At 62.4% G+C, this 17,661-nt stretch carries 17 protein-coding genes and 1 pseudogene; 2 read left to right on the forward strand and 16 right to left on the reverse strand.

What is annotated here, in order from left to right; translation table 11 throughout:
- Positions 1 to 39 precede the first annotated feature (39 nt).
- The 12 genes and pseudogenes from KP001_RS10025 to KP001_RS10080 all read right to left on the reverse strand — a co-directional run bounded on the left by KP001_RS10025 (position 40) and on the right by KP001_RS10080 (position 10,201).
- Complete coding sequence (locus KP001_RS10025) at positions 40 to 1,242, reverse strand: bifunctional 3,4-dihydroxy-2-butanone-4-phosphate synthase/GTP cyclohydrolase II (RefSeq protein WP_217289368.1); 1,203 nt, start codon at positions 1,240 to 1,242, stop codon at positions 40 to 42.
- A gap of 134 nt (positions 1,243 to 1,376) precedes the next feature.
- A complete protein-coding gene (locus KP001_RS10030; RefSeq protein ID WP_217289369.1) occupies positions 1,377 to 2,021 on the reverse strand; it encodes a riboflavin synthase in 645 nt (214 codons plus the stop codon).
- 133 nt (positions 2,022 to 2,154) lie between these two features.
- Entirely contained in the window at positions 2,155 to 2,313 is a 159-nt protein-coding gene (locus KP001_RS10035) for a hypothetical protein (RefSeq protein ID WP_217289370.1), read from the reverse strand.
- A gap of 133 nt (positions 2,314 to 2,446) precedes the next feature.
- Entirely contained in the window at positions 2,447 to 2,605 is a 159-nt protein-coding gene (locus tag KP001_RS10040) for a hypothetical protein (protein WP_239027964.1), read from the reverse strand.
- A gap of 217 nt (positions 2,606 to 2,822) precedes the next feature.
- Positions 2,823 to 3,841: pseudogene (ribD, locus tag KP001_RS10045) on the reverse strand (bifunctional diaminohydroxyphosphoribosylaminopyrimidine deaminase/5-amino-6-(5-phosphoribosylamino)uracil reductase RibD); the annotation flags it as partial.
- A 220-nt stretch (positions 3,842 to 4,061) separates the two neighbouring features.
- Positions 4,062 to 4,514: a transcriptional regulator NrdR gene (gene nrdR, locus KP001_RS10050; protein WP_217289371.1), complete on the reverse strand. Its 453-nt coding sequence runs from the start codon at positions 4,512 to 4,514 to the stop codon at positions 4,062 to 4,064.
- Positions 4,511 to 4,966 (reverse strand): deoxycytidylate deaminase, encoded by a 456-nt coding sequence (locus KP001_RS10055; RefSeq protein WP_217289372.1) that lies wholly within the window; start codon positions 4,964 to 4,966, stop codon positions 4,511 to 4,513. Before KP001_RS10055 ends, nrdR begins: the two co-directional genes overlap by 4 nt.
- A 54-nt stretch (positions 4,967 to 5,020) precedes the next feature.
- Positions 5,021 to 6,286, reverse strand: coding sequence for an MFS transporter (locus KP001_RS10060; protein WP_217289373.1), 1,266 nt, complete (start codon positions 6,284 to 6,286; stop codon positions 5,021 to 5,023).
- Between the two features lie 3 nt (positions 6,287 to 6,289).
- Positions 6,290 to 6,700 carry a hemerythrin domain-containing protein gene (locus KP001_RS10065; protein ID WP_217289374.1) on the reverse strand — a complete coding sequence of 137 codons (411 nt, stop codon included), beginning with the start codon at positions 6,698 to 6,700 and terminating at the stop codon, positions 6,290 to 6,292.
- A 269-nt stretch (positions 6,701 to 6,969) separates the two neighbouring features.
- Positions 6,970 to 8,151, reverse strand: a complete 1,182-nt coding sequence (locus KP001_RS10070) for a hypothetical protein (RefSeq protein WP_217289375.1) — start codon at positions 8,149 to 8,151, stop codon at positions 6,970 to 6,972.
- A gap of 89 nt (positions 8,152 to 8,240) precedes the next feature.
- The gene (locus KP001_RS10075; RefSeq protein ID WP_217289376.1) at positions 8,241 to 9,776 is read right to left on the reverse strand and encodes an FAD-dependent oxidoreductase; all 1,536 of its coding nucleotides are present in this window, start codon (positions 9,774 to 9,776) and stop codon (positions 8,241 to 8,243) included.
- A 71-nt stretch (positions 9,777 to 9,847) separates the two neighbouring features.
- Positions 9,848 to 10,201 (reverse strand): cytochrome c3 family protein, encoded by a 354-nt coding sequence (locus tag KP001_RS10080; protein ID WP_217289377.1) that lies wholly within the window; start codon positions 10,199 to 10,201, stop codon positions 9,848 to 9,850.
- 241 nt (positions 10,202 to 10,442) lie between these two features.
- Between KP001_RS10080 and KP001_RS10085 the strand changes: the two genes are divergently transcribed.
- Positions 10,443 to 12,074: a sigma-54-dependent Fis family transcriptional regulator gene (locus tag KP001_RS10085; protein ID WP_217289378.1), complete on the forward strand. Its 1,632-nt coding sequence runs from the start codon at positions 10,443 to 10,445 to the stop codon at positions 12,072 to 12,074.
- 222 nt (positions 12,075 to 12,296) lie between these two features.
- Positions 12,297 to 14,567, forward strand: a complete 2,271-nt coding sequence (locus KP001_RS10090; protein WP_217289379.1) for a Tex family protein — start codon at positions 12,297 to 12,299, stop codon at positions 14,565 to 14,567.
- A 181-nt stretch (positions 14,568 to 14,748) separates the two neighbouring features.
- Here KP001_RS10090 and KP001_RS10095 read toward each other — a convergent pair whose 3' ends face one another.
- The 4 genes from KP001_RS10095 to KP001_RS10110 all read right to left on the reverse strand — a co-directional run bounded on the left by KP001_RS10095 (position 14,749) and on the right by KP001_RS10110 (position 17,250).
- The gene (locus tag KP001_RS10095; protein ID WP_217289380.1) at positions 14,749 to 15,195 is read right to left on the reverse strand and encodes a hypothetical protein; all 447 of its coding nucleotides are present in this window, start codon (positions 15,193 to 15,195) and stop codon (positions 14,749 to 14,751) included.
- Positions 15,196 to 15,432: 237 nt separating this feature from the next.
- Positions 15,433 to 16,080, reverse strand: coding sequence for a phosphatase PAP2 family protein (locus tag KP001_RS10100; RefSeq protein ID WP_217289381.1), 648 nt, complete (start codon positions 16,078 to 16,080; stop codon positions 15,433 to 15,435).
- An 89-nt stretch (positions 16,081 to 16,169) separates the two neighbouring features.
- A complete protein-coding gene (locus KP001_RS10105; RefSeq protein ID WP_217289382.1) occupies positions 16,170 to 16,460 on the reverse strand; it encodes a DUF2325 domain-containing protein in 291 nt (96 codons plus the stop codon).
- 46 nt (positions 16,461 to 16,506) lie between these two features.
- Entirely contained in the window at positions 16,507 to 17,250 is a 744-nt protein-coding gene (locus KP001_RS10110; protein WP_217289383.1) for a DUF3793 family protein, read from the reverse strand.
- Between the last annotated feature and the right edge of the window lie 411 nt (positions 17,251 to 17,661).

Raw genomic sequence — 17,661 nt, forward strand, 5'->3', positions numbered from 1 at the left:
AAAGATTAAGATAAAGCTCGAGTTAAAGAGCGGTCTTCTTTAGATATTTTCCAGCAGGTGCCCCATCTTCTCCCGCTTGGTTTTCAGGTACTTCTCGTTGTCCTTGGAGGGCTTCATCTCGATGGGGACCCGCTCGACGATGTTGATGCCGTACCCCTGCAGGCCGATCAGTTTCTTGGGGTTGTTGGTCATCAGGCGGATCTTCTTGACGCCGAGGTTGACCAGGATCTGGGCCCCGATGCCGTAGTCGCGCATGTCCGCCTTGAAGCCAAGGGCCAGGTTCGCCTCGACGGTGTCGTGCCCCTGGTCCTGGAGCGCGTAGGCCTTGAGCTTGTTGGTGAGGCCGATGCCGCGCCCTTCCTGGCGCATGTAGAGGATGATCCCCTTCCCTTCCTTCTCGATCTGCGCCATGGCGGCGTGCAACTGCTCCGCGCAGTCGCAGCGCACGGAACCGAACACGTCGCCGGTCAGGCACTCGGAGTGGACGCGGACCAGGACCGGCTCGTCCCCCTTGACCTCACCCTTGACCAGCGCCAGGTGCTCGAGCTTGTCGATGTCGTTTTCAAAGGCGACGGCCCGGAAGTTGCCGAATGAGCTGGGGAGCGCAACCTCGACTGAACGGCGCACCAGCGACTCGTGCTTCAGGCGGTAGGCGACCAGGTCGGCGATGGTGCAGACCTTGATGCCGTGCTCCTTGGCGAACTTCTTCAACTCCGGCATGCGCGACATGGTGCCGTCTTCGTTCATGATCTCGCAGATGACACCCGCAGGCTCCATCCCGGCAAGGCGCGCGAGGTCGACGGACCCCTCGGTCTGCCCGGAGCGGACCAGGACGCCGCCGTTTTTGGCGCGCAGCGGGAAGATGTGCCCCGGGCGCGCCAGGTCGGCTGCCTGCGCGTCGGGCGCCACAGCGGTCAGGATGGTGTGGGCACGGTCCGCGGCGGAAATGCCGGTGGTCACCCCTTTCTTGGCCTCGATGGAGACGGTGAAGGCGGTGCCGAAGGATGAGGTGTTGTCCTGCACCATGGGGGGCAGGTCGAGGCGGTCGCAACGTTCCGCCGTCATGGTGAGACAGATCAGGCCGCGGCCGAACCGGGCCATGAAGTTGATCGCCTCCGGGGTCACACACTGAGCCGCCATGGTGAGGTCGCCTTCGTTCTCGCGGTCCTCATCGTCCACCAGGATCACCATCCTCCCGGCTTTGATCTCTTCAATGGCTTCCTCTATGCTCGCTACAGACATTATGTAACCTCTCCTCGTTCAGTATCGGTCGCTGCGACGCGACAGCTGTCACAGTCCGGCGCCGATTTGGTTGGACAACAAACCTTAGGTCGTTGACCATAGCAAAATTTTCGTCCAAGTGGAAGCGAAAGCAGCTAGATAAAGCCGTTTTTAGTCAGCAGGTCGAGGGTGACCCCGCCTTCTTTGAGTTCCCGTCCAGCCAGAAGCCGTTCCAGATAGCGGCACAGCAGATCGGTCTCGATGTTCACCTCGTCACCCGCCCGCTTGGAGAGGAGCGTCGTCTTCGCGGCCGTGTGCGGGATGACGTTGACGCTGAAGCTGTCCGCCGTCACGTCGTTCACGGTGAGGCTGATGCCGTCGATGGCGACGGAGCCCTTGGGCGCGATGTACTTGGCGAACTCGGCCGGAAACCTGAAGGTGAAGACGATGTTGTTCGCCACCTCGCGCCGACCTGTGATGGTGGCGACGCAGTCGACGTGGCCGGAGACCAGGTGGCCGTCCAGACGGTCCGACAGGCGCATGGCGCGCTCCATGTTGAGCGGCGCCCCGCTTTTAAGGTTTTTGAAGGCGGTGCGGTCGATGGTCTCGGGAGAGACGTCGAAGGTGACGGCGCCCCCCCCCTTGCGCACGACCGTGAGGCAGGCACCGTTGATGGCGATGGAATCGCCGATCCGGATCTCATCCAGGGGGAGCGAGGTCTTGACCGTGAGGCTCCCCGACGCGCCGCGGCGCTCGATGGAAACCAGTTCGCCGACCGTTTCAATCAAACCTGTGAACATATAACCTCTTGAACCGTTGGCCACGGAGAAAATCTGAGAACATCGGAGAGAAGCAAAATCTTTTGAAGGTTTAAAACCATACAGTCTTTCCTGCTTTTGGTCCTGCTCAGATCTTCTCCGAATTTCTCCGTGGCTAATGGTTTTGCTTTTTTGCCGGTTTGCCTTGCACCAGCAGGTGCACGCCGATCCGCCTTACTTGCACATCTTCCAGCCGGATGGCGTCGGCCATGAGCTGAACCCCCTCGCCGGCGAAGAGCACCATGCCGGTACCCCCCACCAGACCTGTGAACAAAAAACCTCTCGAACCGTTGGCCACGGAGAAAATCTGAGAACATCGGAGAAAAGCAAAATCTTTTGAAGGTTTAAAACCAAACAGCCTTCCCTGCTTTTGGTCCTGCTCAGATTTTCTCCGAATTTCTCCGTGGCTAATGGTTTTGCTTTTTTGCCGGTTTGCCTTGCACCAGCAGGTCCACGCCGATCCGCTTTACTTGCACATCTTCCAGCCGGATGGCGTCGGCCATGAGCTGAACTCCCTCGCCGGCGAAGAGCCCCATGCCGGCACCCCCCACCAGACCTGTGAACATAAAACCTCTTGAACCGTTGGCCACGGAGAAAATCTGAGAACATCGGAGAAAAGCAAAATCTTTTGAAGGTTTAAAACCATACAGTCTTTCCTGCTTTTGGTCCTGCTCAGATTTTCTCCGAATTTCTCCGTGGCTAATGGTTTTGCTTTTTTGCCGGTTTGCCTTGCACCAGCAGGTCCACGCCGATCCGCTTTACTTGCACATCTTCCAGCCGGATGGCGTCGGCCATGAGCTGAACTCCCTCGCCGGCGAAGAGCCCCATGCCGGTACCGCCGACGAGCTTGGGGGCCAGGAACAACATGCAGCGGTCGATGAACCCGCCCCGCACGAAGGCGCCGGCCAGGTGATGCCCCCCTTCCAGCAGGACGGACTGCACACCGCGCTCCCCCAGTTTGGACAGGAGGTCGTCCAGGTCGACCCGCCCGTCGCGCTCCTTACAGACCAGCACCTCGACTCCGTGTGCACTGAGCGCATCGCCCCGCGCCGGGTCCGCGCAGCAGGTTGCGATGACGGTGGTCGCCTGCGACTTCAGGCTGAACAGGGCGGCGTGCCGCGGGATCCTGAGCGTGGAATCGACGATTACACGCAGCGGGTCTTTGCCGCCGGGGACCCGGCAGGTCAAGAGCGGATCGTCCTTGATCACGGTACCCACACCGACCATGATGGCATCCAGCCTGCCGCGCAGCCGGTGTACCTCACGCCGCGCGGCGTCCCCGGTCACCCACTTGGAATCGCCGCTCGCCGTGGCGCTCTTGCCGTCCAGGGTGATGGCGCTTTTCAGCACCACGTAAGGGCGCCTGGTCTGGATCCATTTGATGAAGGGGAGGTTCAGTTCCCTGCTCTCGGCCTCCAAAAGCCCCACCTCGACCTCGATGCCGGCTTCGCGCAGCATAGCGATGCCCCGGCCGGAAACCAGCGGGTTCGGATCGACCATGGCCACATAGACGCGCGAGACGCGGGCCTCGATGAGCGCCTTGGCGCAGGGAGGGGTCTTCCCGAAATGGGAACAGGGCTCCAGCGTCACGTAGACGTCGGCGCCCTGCGCCAGCGCGCCGGCTTTCCTCAGGGCATGCACCTCGGCGTGGGGGGTGCCCGCTTTTTGTGCCACCCCTTGCCGACGATGGCATCGTCTTTCACGATGACACAGCCGACCGCGGGGTTGGGAGCAGTCTTGCCCACGCCCTTCCTGGCTTCGGAAAGCGCCAGCCGCATCATTTTCAGGTGGTGAGCAGACATTTCGCTTCCTGGCACTCGGTATCTATAATCCTCCCTCTCCCCCTGGGAGAGGGTCGGGGTGAGGGCGTTGCAATGGCCGCTAAGCTTTCCTCTGTGGCAACTCCCTCACCCGGCCTTCGGCCACCCTCTCCCATAGGGAGAGAGGAAGAAGTGTGGAGCCTTTGGCCACCCTCTCCCAGAGGGAGAGGGGAAGAAGTGTAGAGCCTTCGGCCACCGGGTGTTATTTCTTTAGGAGGTCCTGCAATTCCACCATGAACTCGTTGATGTCCTTGAAGGAACGGTACACGGAGGCGAAACGGACGTAGGCGACCTGGTCGATGCCGTGCAGTTCGTTCATTATCCACTCGCCCAGGGTGGTGGTCGGGATCTCGCGCTCGCCGCTCTCCTGCATCCGGGTTTCCAGGCGGTCGACCAGCTTCTCGATGGTCTCCACGGAGACCGGCCTCTTCTCGCAGGCCTTCTGCAGGCCCGCCACCAGCTTCATACGGTCGAAAGGCTCGCGCCGTCCGTCACGCTTGGTGACAAGCGGCAGCACTTCCTCTACCCGCTCGTGGGTGGTGAAACGCTTGCCGCACGACTCGCACTCGCGCCGGCGCCGGATGGCGGCGCCTCCCTTGTCGGGGCGGGAATCGACCACCTTGCTGTCGCTGAAACTGCAGAATGGACATTTCATGGCTGCGATTCCTCGTACTTCTCGACGACGATGCCCGACTCGCGGATCATCTCCTCTGCTAGCTGGTCCGGGTAACCGGAGAGGTAGACCACGCGCTTGATGCCGGAGTTGATCACCATCTTCGAGCAGATGATGCAGGGCATGGTGTTGCAGTACAGGGTCGCCCCCTCGATGGAGGTGCCGTGCTTGGCGGCCTGGATGATGGCGTTCTGCTCGGCGTGCAGGCCGCGGCAAAGTTCGTGGCGCTCGCCGGACGGGATCCCCATCTTCTCGCGGAGGCAGCCGATATCCAGGCAGTGGGCCGTACCGGATGGCGCGCCGTTGTAGCCGGTCGCCAGGATGTTCTTGTCCTTCACCAGGACGGCGCCGACCTGCCGCCTCAGGCAGGTGGAGCGTTTGGCGACCAGACGCGTGATCTCGATGAAATATTCATCCCAACTCGGACGCACCATAACGAGCCCCTCTCATGTGAAATTTTGCCAGAATAGCCGTTTTCGCGGGCCCGGTCAAGCGGCGTGAGAGTACGGAGGGACGGATTCACATGAGGAGGATGCCGTCGCGGAAACCGCCGGGACCATTTTGGCGGACGGCCGGAGCCCTCCTTCCGTCTCCGGCCTGCCGCCGTGCAGGGCGAAGAGGGCGACGGCGCCAAGCCCGACGGTCCCGGCGGCGTGAAAGACAGCGGCAATGCCCAGGCTTCCCTGCAGCAGCGCGCCCAAGAGAGGGCCCGCCGCGAAGCCGAGGTTCAGCGTCGCGTTGAAGGTGCCCACCGTCACCGCCATGCCGTGCCGCATCCCCTCTTCCACCAGCAACGCGCTGCTCGCCGGCTGGGAGAGCACGCTGCAGGCGCCGATGGCCAGGGTGAGCAGCAGCATCTGGTAAAAGCCGGGCGCGGCCGGGACCAGAAAGTAGAGAACGGACACCGCGGTCCCCCCCGCCGTTACCAGGAGACGGCGCGGCGCGCGGTCGGAGAGGATCCCCATGGGGCGCAAAAGCAGCGTCATGGCGACGGTGCCGGATGCGAGGATGGCGCCGCTGCGCAGACCGGTCAGCCCGAGCTTTGCGGTAAGGAGGATGGGGAGAAAGGAGCCGGTAAGCGAGATGCCGAAGGCCCTGCCGAAGATGAAGAAGAGGAGCGCCCGGTAGCTGCCGGCGTGATCCCGCCGTAATAAACGAGGACTCACGGGCCGCGAGTGCCCCGGGGCGTTGCCGCCGCAGCGGTCGCCGCCGGGGATACCGTACAGGGCGGCACAGAGGGCGATCAGGCACAAAAGGGCAACGGCGGCAAACACGCCGACGAAGCCGGAAGAGTCCTTGAGCAGGCCGCCGGCGAGCGGCCCCAGACAAAGCGCCCCGTAAAAGGAGATGTCGAAGGTGGCGAGGGTCGTGCCCCGTCTCGTCTCGGCGGCGCAACTTCCTACCAGTGACACGAGCACCGGGCGGAACAGTGCGCAGCTCACCCCCTGCAGCAGGCGCAGCACGGTGAGGGCCGGAACGGAGAGATTGAAGAGGTAGCCGGTTGAGACCACAAGGTACAGTGCGAGGCTTACCAGCACCGCGTGGCGGTAGCCGACCCGCTCGGACCAGGCGCCCAGCGCGGGGCTGCAGACGATCTTGGCAAGGGAATAGCAGACCAGCGGCAACCCGAGCATGAGGCCGCGTGCGCCGAGGCTGAAGAGATAGGTCGAGAAAAAGGCGTCGGCGATGCCGAAAGCCAGTGTCACGGCGAAGTTGACCAGGAACAGGGTTCGCAGCAGGTCGCGCTCCGGCATCGTCTACCCCCTTGCAGTCAGAAACGTCTCGAAGAGCCGGTCGTGCACTTCGATGTGCTCCAGCCAGAGCCGCCGGATCTGCTCCAGTTCGTCAGCCGGCGCCCCCTTCCCGAGCGCCAGGCGGTAGCGCAGCTTCGCGGTCCCGATGCTGATCGACTGGTGACAAAGCCGGTGTTCCCTGACCTTTGGGAAGGCCACCAGTTCCATGTAGCGCTCCTCCGGTCCGATCTGGGTGAGCGTCGCCGTCACCAGTTGATCGAGCTCGCCGGTCACGTCGGACGAGGGGTGGCGACGCAACTGCTCCAGCATCCGGTTCAGGCGGCCGATGATGCTGCGGTAGCGACTGTCCCAGTGCAGCGTGTCCTGATACGGGTCGCGCGCGGTCGGAGTGAGGAGCTGACAGTTTTTTTCCATCGTTTTCTTCCATTTACCGATTGAGCATGAGCTTCCGCACATACGTCCACGTCCCCTCTCCCCCCGGGAGAGGGGCAGGGCGAGGGCGTTGCCAGGGGCAAAATAACCGCGGCAGGCAGAGCCCTCACCCGCCCTTCGGGCACCCTCTCCCGGAGGGAGAGGGACTGGGAGGGGAGGTCATCGCTGATCGTGTGTGCCCATGGCGGCGGGGGGAGCGTCCCCCCGCCGCCATGGCCGGGATCTCCGGCGCTTGCCGGAGCATCGTGGTGTTAAAAGGTCATCTGCCACTTGGCGCCGGCGATCAGGGAACGCGGCTCTTTCTGTCCCAGGGAGTTCTTGAAGTCGTTCAGGTAGTCGATCTCCGGGACGATGTTGATGTGTTTGCCGAGGGCATAGTTCATGTTGACGAAGGCGGCCATGCGGGCGTCGGCGTGGGCGATCGGGTTGTCGTCCCTGACGTAGGAGGCGCCGGTGTAGAACATGGCACGGTCGCTGGCCCGGTATCCCACTTGCCCGAAACCGCCGTAGGTGTGGGAGTTCTTGCCGTGCAGCGTGTCGTAGTAGGCGCCGTTAGCCTGGCCGGGGTTGGCCAGGGTGTTGCCGGTACCGTTGCCGGTCGCGGTGCTCATCAGGTCGCCGGTGTTCTGGCCGGTGAATACGTTGTAGCTCAATTCAACCGGCGCAAGATCCACCTTGCCGTGGAAGAAGGCGAGGTAGGAATAGATGTCGTGCGTCACCGGGGTGGAGTTGTTGGTCGAGCTGGTCACCTTGTACCAGTTGCCGGCGACGCCGCCGCCGTAGGTCCAGTTGTTCAGTTTCCCTTCGTAGCCGACCACCATCTTGGGGAGCATGGTGTCGTAGTCGGTGTAGGTGGCCGCGTAGCTGTTCCCGGTCTGGCTGTAGGCCGCGGTCACGTCGGCGTTGGGGGAGACGTTGGTGGTGTTGTTGGCCTGGTTGCCGACGCGCGGCTGCATGGCGTCGACGTAGAAGCCGTTGTTCATGGTCACCTTGATGTTGGCGTAGCGGCCGTCCCAGAGCGAGCCGTAGCCGTTGAAGCCGCCGTCGCTGTCCCAGACCTGCTGGGAGCGGAACACGTAGGGGCTCGGCGTCTTGCCGATGCGCAGTTTACCCTCGCCGAAATCCCACTCGCCGTAGAGGAGCCGCACTTCCACCCCCTTGGAGTACGCCTTCGGGTTGTAAAGGCCGACCTCGGCAACGCCGGAGTATTCCCCGTCCTTCACCTTGACGCCGATGAAGCTGTCACCGAAGTTGTCCAGGCTGAAGTCGCTGTCGTGACGGGCGGCGCCGGTGGCCGCGCTGTAGAAGGAGTTCTGGGTCCAGAAGGTCCCGAGCTTGATGTTGCCGTAGGCGTTGAGATCGATGGCCAGTGCGGGCGCGGAGCACGCCAGGGCCGCAGCGACGGTCATGGCCGCGATGTTAATCTTCTTCATGGTACTGTTCCCTTTCGATTGGTGGTCGTTGAATTAGTTGCAATACCTGCGGCTGCCGTGGCGGCGTCACCGCCACGGCAGGTAAGAAGCTACTTGTTCATGCCGGCGTACTTGAGCGCGTTCTCCGCGGCGATGCGACCGGAGTTGATGGCGTAGCCCGCGGTTCCCCCTCCCAGGAGCAGATCGTAGCTGTCGCCGTACATGCCGCCGGAGTCGGTGCCGACCGCGTAGAGACCCGGGATCGGTTCTCCCTTGGCGTTGAGCGCCTCGGTGTTGCCGGAGATCTTCACGCCGCCAAGGGTCCCCAGGTGACGCGGCAGGAGCTTGACCGCGTAGAAGGGGCCGGTGGCGATGGGACGGAGGTACTTGGACCGCTTGTTGAACTGGCTGTCCTCGCGCACGGCCGCGGACTTGTTCATGGTCTCCACGCTCGCCTTCAGGATCTTGGGATCCATGTTGAGCTGCTTGGCCAGGTCCTCGATGGAATCGGCCTTGAAGGCGAAGCCGCGCTTCCTGACGAGTTCCTTGTTGAAAGATTCGTCGAACTTGGCGAGCTTGGTCCCCTGCAGCACCCACTCACCCAGCGGCATCTCGATCCCTTTCTCGACCGCCAGCTTCCTGGTGGACTCGTCGAAGATGGAGTAGGCGGTGCCGCCGATCCTGGTGATGGCGTTGCCGGCGTAGGGCCAGAACTCGACGCTGGACTCGTCGACGTAGCGCTCGCCGCGCGGGGTGACCCAGAAGTAGGGCTGCACCGCGAGGGCGATCATCTGGTCGGCCGGGTGGAAGCCGGGGAGGCCCGGGCGGTACGCCTCGACGGTCCCCATCCCCTCAAGCTGCGCGCCGGCCTTCTCGGCCATCCTGATGCCGTCGCCGTCCTTGCCGATGTTGCCGACCGGGATCACCTCCGGGTACTCGACGTACTTCTTCATCATCTCCTTGTTGTTGGCGAAGCCGCCGGTGGCGATGATCACGGCCTTGGCCCTGATCTTCAGCTGTTCGCCGGACTTCTCCTTGGCCACCACGCCGACCACCTTGCCGTTCTCGGTGATCAGGTCGGTCCCCGGGGTCTCCAGGAGGATCTTGCCGCCGTGATCCTGCACGTACTTCTCGAAGACGTTGATCATCCTCTGGCAGTGGAAGTCCCTGGGGTTCTTGTCCGGGTAGTCCGGCCCCGGGGCGATGACGTGCCAGGTGAGCGGGCCGCCGAAGCCGCCGACGCCGACGTACTCGATCTTCACGCCCAGGTCGTCGAGCCAGTCGATGGTCTCGGCGGACTTGTCCACGAAGTTCTTGGCCAGGGCGCCGTTGGCCTTCCAGTGGCTGTAGTTCATGATCAACTTGAAGGCGAAATCCTTGCTGACGTCGATGCCGATGCGCTTTTGCTGCTTGCTCTCGGCTGCGAAGACCCCTTCGCAGAAGCTGCCGGTGCCGCCGACCTTGGCCTGCTTCTCGAGCACCACTACCTTGGCGCCCTGCTGCAGCGCCTGTACCGCGGCCGCCAGGCCGGAAGTGCCGGCGCCCACCACCACTACGTCGGTCTTCATCTCCTTCTCTGCCATCGCCGGAGCGGCGAAGGCGAAAAGGGCGACGAACACCACCGCCATACCTCGAACTCTCCTCATCGATTCCTCCTCTGTGATTTCCCCTCAGGGGTTGGTGAGACGCGGGGTCGCCGCGTCCTGAACAGTTCGAGCTACTTGTCCTTGAATTCGAAGTCGCTGTGGCACTCCAGGCACAGGTATTCAGAAGGGGCGTGCACCCGGTGACACTTGAGGCACGCCATCCTCCCCAGGTGGGAGTCGTGCGGGTTGTTGTGCATCCCCTTGGTGCGCTCCGCCATCTTGTCGTAGCCGCCGTGACAGTCGAGGCAGGCCTCGACGCCCGCGGCAGCAGCCGGTTTATCGGTCTTGTGGCAGTCGGCACAGCCGAGCCCCTCGGAGCCGTGCTTCCCCTTGATAGTCGCCGCCAGGGCCTCGCGCTGCGGCAGGAACATCCCCGCTCCCAGTGCGGCCAGCAGCGTTAGCGATACGAAAAATTTCTTCCCCACGTTGAACCTCCCATTCGTGTTGTCGGCCGGTAATCATGGAGGCCAAGGCTGCGAGAGCCGGCCCCGTTCCGTCGACAGTTGCCAAATAACCTGCTTTTGATGTGGGAATAGCAGCGAGCGTGCCATGATAAAAAGAATGAAATATTGACAACTTGCGGAAAAGACCCGTATACAGTGTGGAAAATGCCTATCATTATGATATGGTGCTTTATTATTCTGGTAGGCAGGCTAGGAGGCGGGTATGCAATCGGCGGATCTGGATTTACGGGAACTACTTTCCTTCCGTCCCGACGGAGGGACCATGTTCTTCATGGGGCGCAGGGCCATCATCTTCGATGCCGTCGCCCTGGGGCTTTTGCGCAAAGAGCTGATCAACTCGCTGGGAATGGCCGCCGCGCGCAGCATCCTGACCAGGTTCGGCTACGCCCATGGCAGGATGACGGCGGAAAGCCTGAAGCTGGAATTCCCCGACCTCTTCGCCGACAGCTGGACCGGCCCCAAGCTGCACATGCTGCAGGGGATGGTCCGGGTCGAGGAAAACAAGCGCAGCGACGGCAGCGACGACCAGCCGCTGGTGCAGTCCTTCTGGTACGACTCCTACGAGGTCGAGCAGCACCTTTTGCACCTGGGCCTTTCCGAGGATTCGGTCTGCTGGACCCTGACCGGCTTCGCCAGCGGTTACGTCTCGTACTGGAGGGGCGAAAAGGTGTACTTCATCGAGGACCGCTGCTGCGGCAAGGGGGACGCGGTCTGCCACGTCGAGGGAAGAACGAGGGAACAGTGGGGCGAGGCCCTCGAGCCGTATCTTCCCTACTTCGAATCCGAGAGCGGCGACGAGGTGTTCCAGAACCTGGCGAAAGCGCTGCGTGATACCGAGGAGCGCCTGAAGAAGCAGCGGCGCCAGATGTCCTGCCTCAGCGCGGGGGGGGAGGAATTCGGCTGCATCACCGCACGTTCGGGGGCGATGCGGCAGGTGGTGGAGCTGACCCGGCGCATCGCGCGCGTCGACTCCTCGGTGATCGTGACCGGCGAGAGCGGCGCGGGCAAGGAGCGCATCGCCCGGCTGATCCACGAGGAATCCGCCCGCGCGGGGCGTCCCTTCGTGGCGGTGAACTGCGGCGCCCTCACCGAGACCCTCCTGGAGAGCGAACTCTTCGGCCACGCCAAGGGAGCCTTCACCGGGGCGGACCGGGACAAGATGGGACTCATCGAGGCGGCGAACGGCGGCACCCTGTTCCTGGACGAGATCGGGGAGGTGTCCCAGTCCATGCAGGTGAAGCTGCTACGCGTGCTGCAGGAGCGGGAGGTGAGACGGGTCGGGGAAAACAAGTCGCGGCAGGTCGACATCAGGGTGGTCGCCGCCACCAACAGGAACCTCTCCGACGAGGTGAGCAAGGGGAACTTCCGGCGCGACCTCTACTACCGGCTCAGGGTGATCGAGGTACGGGTCCCTCCGCTGAGGGAAAGAAACGAGGACATCCTCCCCCTGGCGCGCATCTTCCTGGAGCAGGCTTCCAAGCGCGCCGGGCGCAAGGTCACCGGTTTCACGCCCAAGGCGGCCGACCAGCTGCTGCGCTACACCTGGCCCGGCAACGTGCGGGAGTTGCAGAACGCGGTGGAGCACGCCGTGGCGCTTTGCCTGGACAGCCGCGCCGACCTCGAGGATCTGCCGGAAGAGTTAAGGTCGGCGCTGCCAAGACCGGGCATCGTGGAAACGGTGCGCCCGCTGGAAGAGGTGGAACGGGAGTACATCCTGGCGGCATTGCGGGCCACGGGGAACAACAAGGCGCGCACGGCGGCGGAGCTGAACATCGGCATCGCCACCCTGTACAGAAAGCTTGCCGGGTACGAGAAACAGGGGTTCCTCGCCTAGGCGGCAGGCGGGAAAGTTCTTGCCCCCGGCGCCCAAAGAGTGTAAGAAGTACCTCTTTTTTTGCCGGTCAGTATCTTCCCCCGGTAAAGGTCCTCGTTTGGCAGAGGGGGACGTAGGGGGATTTGCTTTTGGTTGTCCCCACTCCCCTTTATGCAAAGGGGGAAGCGACAAGGTAGCGAAAGATTGCCGGTAACCGGTTTTTTTTGAGGAGATCTTTTAAACATGCACGCTACAGACGCACCGCAGTTACTGGAAATAGTTGTCGAAGAAAGCGGGCTTCCGCGCGGCGGAGTGCTCGCAACCGTTGCGCTTTTGAACGAGGGGGGCACCGTCCCCTTCATCGCGCGCTACCGGAAGGAGCAGACCGGAGAGCTGGACGAGGTGCAGATCCGCCAGATCGAGGACCTGCTCAACTACCACCGTGAACTGGCCGATCGCAAGGCAACGGTGCTGAAAAGTATCGAAGAGCAGGGAAAACTGACGCCGGAACTTTCCGCGCGCATCGCGACCACCCGCAAGAAGACCGAGCTCGAAGACCTCTACCTTCCCTACAAGCCCAAGCGCCGCACCAAGGCGACCATCGCTCGGGAACGCGGCCTAGAACCGCTGGCCCAACTGGTACTGGCGCAGGAGTTGACTGCAGGCTCGGCGGCTGACGCCGCGGCTCCGTTTATCAATGAGGAACTGGGAGTTCCCGACGCGGCTGCCGCCCTGGAAGGGGCCTCGCATATCCTGGCCGAGCAGCTCTCCGAAGACGCCGACCGGCGCGCCATGGTGCGCGACTTCACCCGCGCCGAGGGGATCTTCGCGTCGCAGCTTCTAAGCGAGGGGGCGGATCGCGAAGGCAAGTTCAAGATGTATTACGACTACCAGGAGCCTCTCAAAACGATACCGTCGCACCGCATGCTGGCGATGAGGCGGGGGGAGAAGGAGGAGGTGCTGCGCCTCACCCTGCTGGCGCCGGAAGAGGAGATCGTGGCGCGGCTTAGGGGCGGGCTGATCAAGCGGGAAAGCATCTTCAAGGAAGTGCTGGCCGCCGTCGCCCTCGATGCCTACAAGCGGCTCATCGCTCCCTCCATCGAGGTGGAGCTGAGGCTGGAGGCGAAAACGAAGGCCGACGAGGCCGCCATCGCGGTGTTCGCGCAGAACCTGCGAAACCTGCTGCTCCTCCCCCCCGCGGGCGGCAGGCGCGTGCTGGGGGTCGACCCGGGGCTGAGGACCGGATGCAAGCTCGCCGCCATCAGCGAGACCGGACGTTTCCTGGAGCAGTCGACCATCTACCCGCACACCGGCGGGCCGAAAGCGGAAAGCGCCGGAGCCGAGCTGGTGCGTCTCGTGGAGCGTCACGACCTGCGCCTGATCGCCATAGGCAACGGCACCGGCGGTCGCGAAACCGAGGTGTTCGTGCGCGAAGCGCTCCGTTCGGCCGGCGTCAAGGCCGAAACGGTGATGGTGAACGAGGCGGGTGCCTCGATCTACTCGGCCTCGGAGATCGCCCGCGAGGAGTTCCCGGAGTTGGACCTCACCATCCGCGGTGCCATCTCCATCGGTCGCAGGCTTCAGGACCCGCTGGCGGAGCTGGTGAAGATCGACCCGAAGAGCATCGGCGTCGGTCAGTACCAGCATGACGTGAACCAGTCCCTTTTGAAGAAGGCGCTGGACGCGGTGGTGGAATCCTGCGTCAACTACGTCGGCGTCGACCTGAACAGCGCCTCCTGGGCGCTTCTCTCCTACGTGGCGGGTCTCTCCGAGAGCCAGGGGCGCGCCATCGTGAAATTCCGCGACGAGAACGGCGCCTTCCCGACCAGGCAGGCGCTCCTGAAGGTGCCCCGCTTCGGCCCGAAGGCGTTCGAGCAGGCGGCGGGCTTTCTGCGCATCCGCGGCGGAGAGAACCCCTTGGACAACACGGCGGTGCACCCCGAGAACTACGCGGTGGTCGAGCGGATGGCTGCCGATCTCGGCGTCACCGTGGCCCAGCTCGCCACCGATCCCGCCCTTTCCGCGGGGATCAAGCTGGAGCGCTACGTCACCGGCAGCATCGGTCTCCCGACGCTTAGGGACATCCTGGCCGAGTTGAAGAAGCCCGGGCGCGACCCGCGCGAGCAGTTCCAGACCGCCGCCTTCCGTGACGACGTGGTGACCATAGCCGACCTGAAGGAGGGAATGATCCTGCAGGGGGTGGTCACCAACGTGGCGGCCTTCGGCGCGTTCGTCGACATCGGCGTGCACCAGGACGGACTCGTGCACGTAAGCCAGTTGTCGCACCGCTACTGCAAGGATCCCAACGAGGCGGTGAAGGTCGGCGAGATCGTGAAGGTGAAGGTCCTCTCGGCTGACCCGCAGACCAAGCGCATCTCCCTCTCCATCAAGCAGGCCGCGCCGGAGCAGGCGCAGAAGAACGCGACGCCGAAAGGACAGCCGAAGGCGAAGGAACAAAAGCCGGCCAACGACCTGTCCGGGTGGGAGAGGGCCGGATTCAGGGTCAAGAAATAATCAAAACATTGGCCACGGAGAAAGTCTGAGAACTTCGGAGAAAAGCAAAGAAGAGTTTTTTGACGTTCTCAGATTTCCTCAGATGTTCTCCGTGGCCAATGGTTTGCTTTTTTGTACAAAAAAGGGGCTGCCGATGTGGAAACAGGCAGCCCCTTCTTATTTCACGTACTCTCTGATGCTGTTAGCAGGCGCTCCTCAAAAGCTTGCGGCCGGTCTTGAAGACGACCTCCACCTTACCCGCCTGACACGACGCCACGACCCCCGTCCCGAAGGTGGGATGGCTGATCAGCGTGTTGGTCTTGAACTTCCCTTCCATGCTGTACGGAATGGCGAGGTCCGGGTCCAGAGGCTGAATCATCTCCTCCCAGATCGCCTCGTCGGATATCGCGGGTGCCTTAGCCGCCCTGGTGCGCGGCGCCTTCACCGCTTTTTCAGCCTTTGCTCCCTTAACGGTGGCGGCCTTAGGTTCTTTCGCAGGACGATGGTTGTGCTCGCTGCCGCAGGTGTTGCATTTTACCCGCACCACCTGACCCGCCACCATCGCCACGATGGTGTGGTTCAACAGTGCCTTGCAACGCGTGCATTGCGAATCGACCATGTCTCCTGCAGTTAAAGCTCTTCTTTCCATTGGGCCTCCCTGACCTTTTTATGCTCAAACAAAAAGGGCTTAACCGTCGGCGGCTAAACCCTTTCCATGCGTTATCTGATCGCGGTGGCACCCCACCGCTCATCTGCTACGTATCGTTGGTTTAAGCGTTCCTGCTATCTTCGATGTGCTGTTGAAATATAAGGGATTTCGGCCTGCGATGCAAGGGAAAAAACCGGAAGCAAAGCCACGCCGGACGCGGCCGCACGTGGCAGCCGTTCAGTCGGAAGAGGCGCCGCGCCTGCAAAAAATGAGGCGTGAAACCATCACCTCGAGCAGAAGGGCGAGATAGGCGCCGACGACCACGTCGCTGAAAAAATGGTAGTTGGTGGCGACCAGGGCGACGCCGAGCAGAACGGAGGTAACGATGCCGATGGAGCGGGTTTCGGGGTAGAAGCGCCAGAGCGCCGCAAGAAGCGCGACGATGACCAGCATGTGTCCCGAAGGGAAACCTTCGCAGTGTTCCTTCATCTGGAACCAATGGAAGCCGTAGTCGCCCGGTGCACGCAGCCAATAGCGGGTATTGGAGCGACCAAAGGCAATTTTCAACAGCGCCTTGACGAGGTAGGACGCCGGCGCCAGCAGGAGAACCTCTTTGGCCAGCAGCGTGGCACGGTCCAGGATGCCCCTGCCGGAACGGAACAGGTACAGCACACAGGAACCGGCCGTGGAGACGATGACCACGGAAAGCAAAAGGTCGGGGAGCTCGGACGTTACCGCGCCCCAATGCCGGTTGGCGTAGAGGTAATCCCTGACGAAAGCGGCAACCGGTATGTCGATGTAGAAAACGCAGAGGACGGTGAAGGGGACCAAAAGCGCACCCATCACCGCCAGCCCGCGGGAAGTCCTGTCAGTCACATCGGTCATGCAGATCCTGGCACATCGGCTTGATGTAGAACAGGGCTACACCTAACACAGATGCGGTCCAATATGAAGCCGAATTTGCAGCATGCGCCCTAGTGACAGTTGCGGGCGAGGCACTCAAGGCAGTTCCTGAAGGTGCATACGCCGCAGGCATGTTCCATCAGCACCGGGATGTTGTTGGCCTTCGCCACCTGCATCGCCTCGATCTTCACGCGGTGCGACACCTTGTTGGTGAAGATCACCATCGCGTCGGCTTTTTTCAGCTTGGCGGCGATGTTGTTTTCGGAGGTGCTGAAAAACTGCAGCTTCACACCGGCGCGTTCGGCCTCCTCCAGGTAGTGTTTTCCCAAGCGGTCCATGCCGCCGATCAGAGCTATGCACATAATGCCCTCCTTCGAGGCGCCGACGCCCCGGCTTTGATATTCACTTTCACGACACTGCCAAAAAAAGGGGGGCTTGCTGCTGGTACGCATCGGCAACAGTGCCGATGCGGGTTCTCAAGCACTCCACCGGGTTGCATCCGGAAGCGAGGCGATGCGACATCCGGCTGCGGCACTCGCGGTGGCATTGGGCAAGCCGCAGGCTCTGCTCCGGCTTGCCGAATATCTTCCAAGGCCCCTGGCAGGTGAAGGCTAGCGGCGCCCACCCCATGAAACCGATCACGTCCTTGAGCGGGTAGCCGAGGAACACGCCGATCTCGTGCGGGAACCCCTCCCCCGTCACACGCGTTTCCAGTTCGTCCAGGACCGCGTCGAAGTCGTGGACACTGCCATAGCCGGCCTTGCCCAGGATGATGCGCACGCTTTTCTGGGCGAGCAAACCGCCCAGTGCCTCGTGCGAGTAGAGCAGGAGCAAAATGGAAGAGCCGCGGTCGTCGAGAACCCGCACCTTGAGCCCGCTCTCTTCGAGGAGCGCTGCACCATACTCTTTCCAGAGGAGGTAGAGGTTGCGACCGCAGGAACGGCGCTTGTTGGCAAGGCAGACGAGGTTTGCCGGCTTGGCGCCCTGCAGTACCTCGGCAAGTTCCAGCGCGAGGAAGGAGGCGAGACATTCCTTATCGGTCGGGTAAAGCCCCGCGAAATCCTGCCACGCGGCCCTCGACAGGGTCGACCCGGGCGCACCGGCACCGTTTGCCGCTGACAATTCCTCTTTGATTCCAACAGCACTGCTCATATCCCCTCCACAGCTCCTGACAATGGATCCCGCCTGATTCACATCACGTTACCCGCACTGACTGAATCTTTTCAAATGACCACTACAGCGATAATGAAAACTGTTATCAGTTTTATAAAGAAGATACTGCCTTATGTCAACAGCTAAATTTTGCGGAAGTTTTTTGGGAGCGGGATGGATGGATACAGCGAGGGTGAAGGCGGGATTCCCGTTATGAAAGTCGCGCCGACCTCTGCTACCGCCAGAGGCCGAGGCGTGGGCCTTTTATGTCAGTTGCCCCAAGACTCAGTGAGCTGCAGCGCCCTTTTCAGAGCGTCATCCGCAGCGGCGACGTTGTCAGGTTCGCCCAAGAGGGCCTCAACCCATTGGTTCATACCATGAATGCGACGCACCTCAGGCAGCGAGGAAGTC

It is taken from the genome of Geomonas subterranea (assembly GCF_019063845.1).
GTDB lineage: Bacteria > Desulfobacterota > Desulfuromonadia > Geobacterales > Geobacteraceae > Geomonas > Geomonas subterranea.

Excerpts from the sequence above, each read along its gene's own strand:
- KP001_RS10025 (WP_217289368.1), bottom strand. The coding sequence starts at position 1,242 with ATGTCTGTAGCGAGCATAGAGGAAGCCATTGAAGAGATCAAAGCCGGG.
- KP001_RS10030 (WP_217289369.1), bottom strand. The coding sequence starts at position 2,021 with ATGTTCACAGGTTTGATTGAAACGGTCGGCGAACTGGTTTCCATCGAG.
- KP001_RS10040 (WP_239027964.1), bottom strand. The coding sequence starts at position 2,605 with ATGTTCACAGGTCTGGTGGGGGGTGCCGGCATGGGGCTCTTCGCCGGC.
- nrdR (WP_217289371.1), bottom strand. The coding sequence starts at position 4,514 with ATGAAATGTCCATTCTGCAGTTTCAGCGACAGCAAGGTGGTCGATTCC.
- KP001_RS10055 (WP_217289372.1), bottom strand. The coding sequence starts at position 4,966 with ATGGTGCGTCCGAGTTGGGATGAATATTTCATCGAGATCACGCGTCTG.
- KP001_RS10060 (WP_217289373.1), bottom strand. The coding sequence starts at position 6,286 with ATGCCGGAGCGCGACCTGCTGCGAACCCTGTTCCTGGTCAACTTCGCC.
- KP001_RS10065 (WP_217289374.1), bottom strand. The coding sequence starts at position 6,700 with ATGGAAAAAAACTGTCAGCTCCTCACTCCGACCGCGCGCGACCCGTAT.
- KP001_RS10070 (WP_217289375.1), bottom strand. The coding sequence starts at position 8,151 with ATGAAGAAGATTAACATCGCGGCCATGACCGTCGCTGCGGCCCTGGCG.
- KP001_RS10075 (WP_217289376.1), bottom strand. The coding sequence starts at position 9,776 with ATGAGGAGAGTTCGAGGTATGGCGGTGGTGTTCGTCGCCCTTTTCGCC.
- KP001_RS10085 (WP_217289378.1), top strand. The coding sequence starts at position 10,443 with ATGCAATCGGCGGATCTGGATTTACGGGAACTACTTTCCTTCCGTCCC.
- KP001_RS10090 (WP_217289379.1), top strand. The coding sequence starts at position 12,297 with ATGCACGCTACAGACGCACCGCAGTTACTGGAAATAGTTGTCGAAGAA.
- KP001_RS10095 (WP_217289380.1), bottom strand. The coding sequence starts at position 15,195 with ATGGAAAGAAGAGCTTTAACTGCAGGAGACATGGTCGATTCGCAATGC.
- KP001_RS10100 (WP_217289381.1), bottom strand. The coding sequence starts at position 16,080 with ATGACCGATGTGACTGACAGGACTTCCCGCGGGCTGGCGGTGATGGGT.
- KP001_RS10105 (WP_217289382.1), bottom strand. The coding sequence starts at position 16,460 with ATGTGCATAGCTCTGATCGGCGGCATGGACCGCTTGGGAAAACACTAC.
- KP001_RS10110 (WP_217289383.1), bottom strand. The coding sequence starts at position 17,250 with ATGAGCAGTGCTGTTGGAATCAAAGAGGAATTGTCAGCGGCAAACGGT.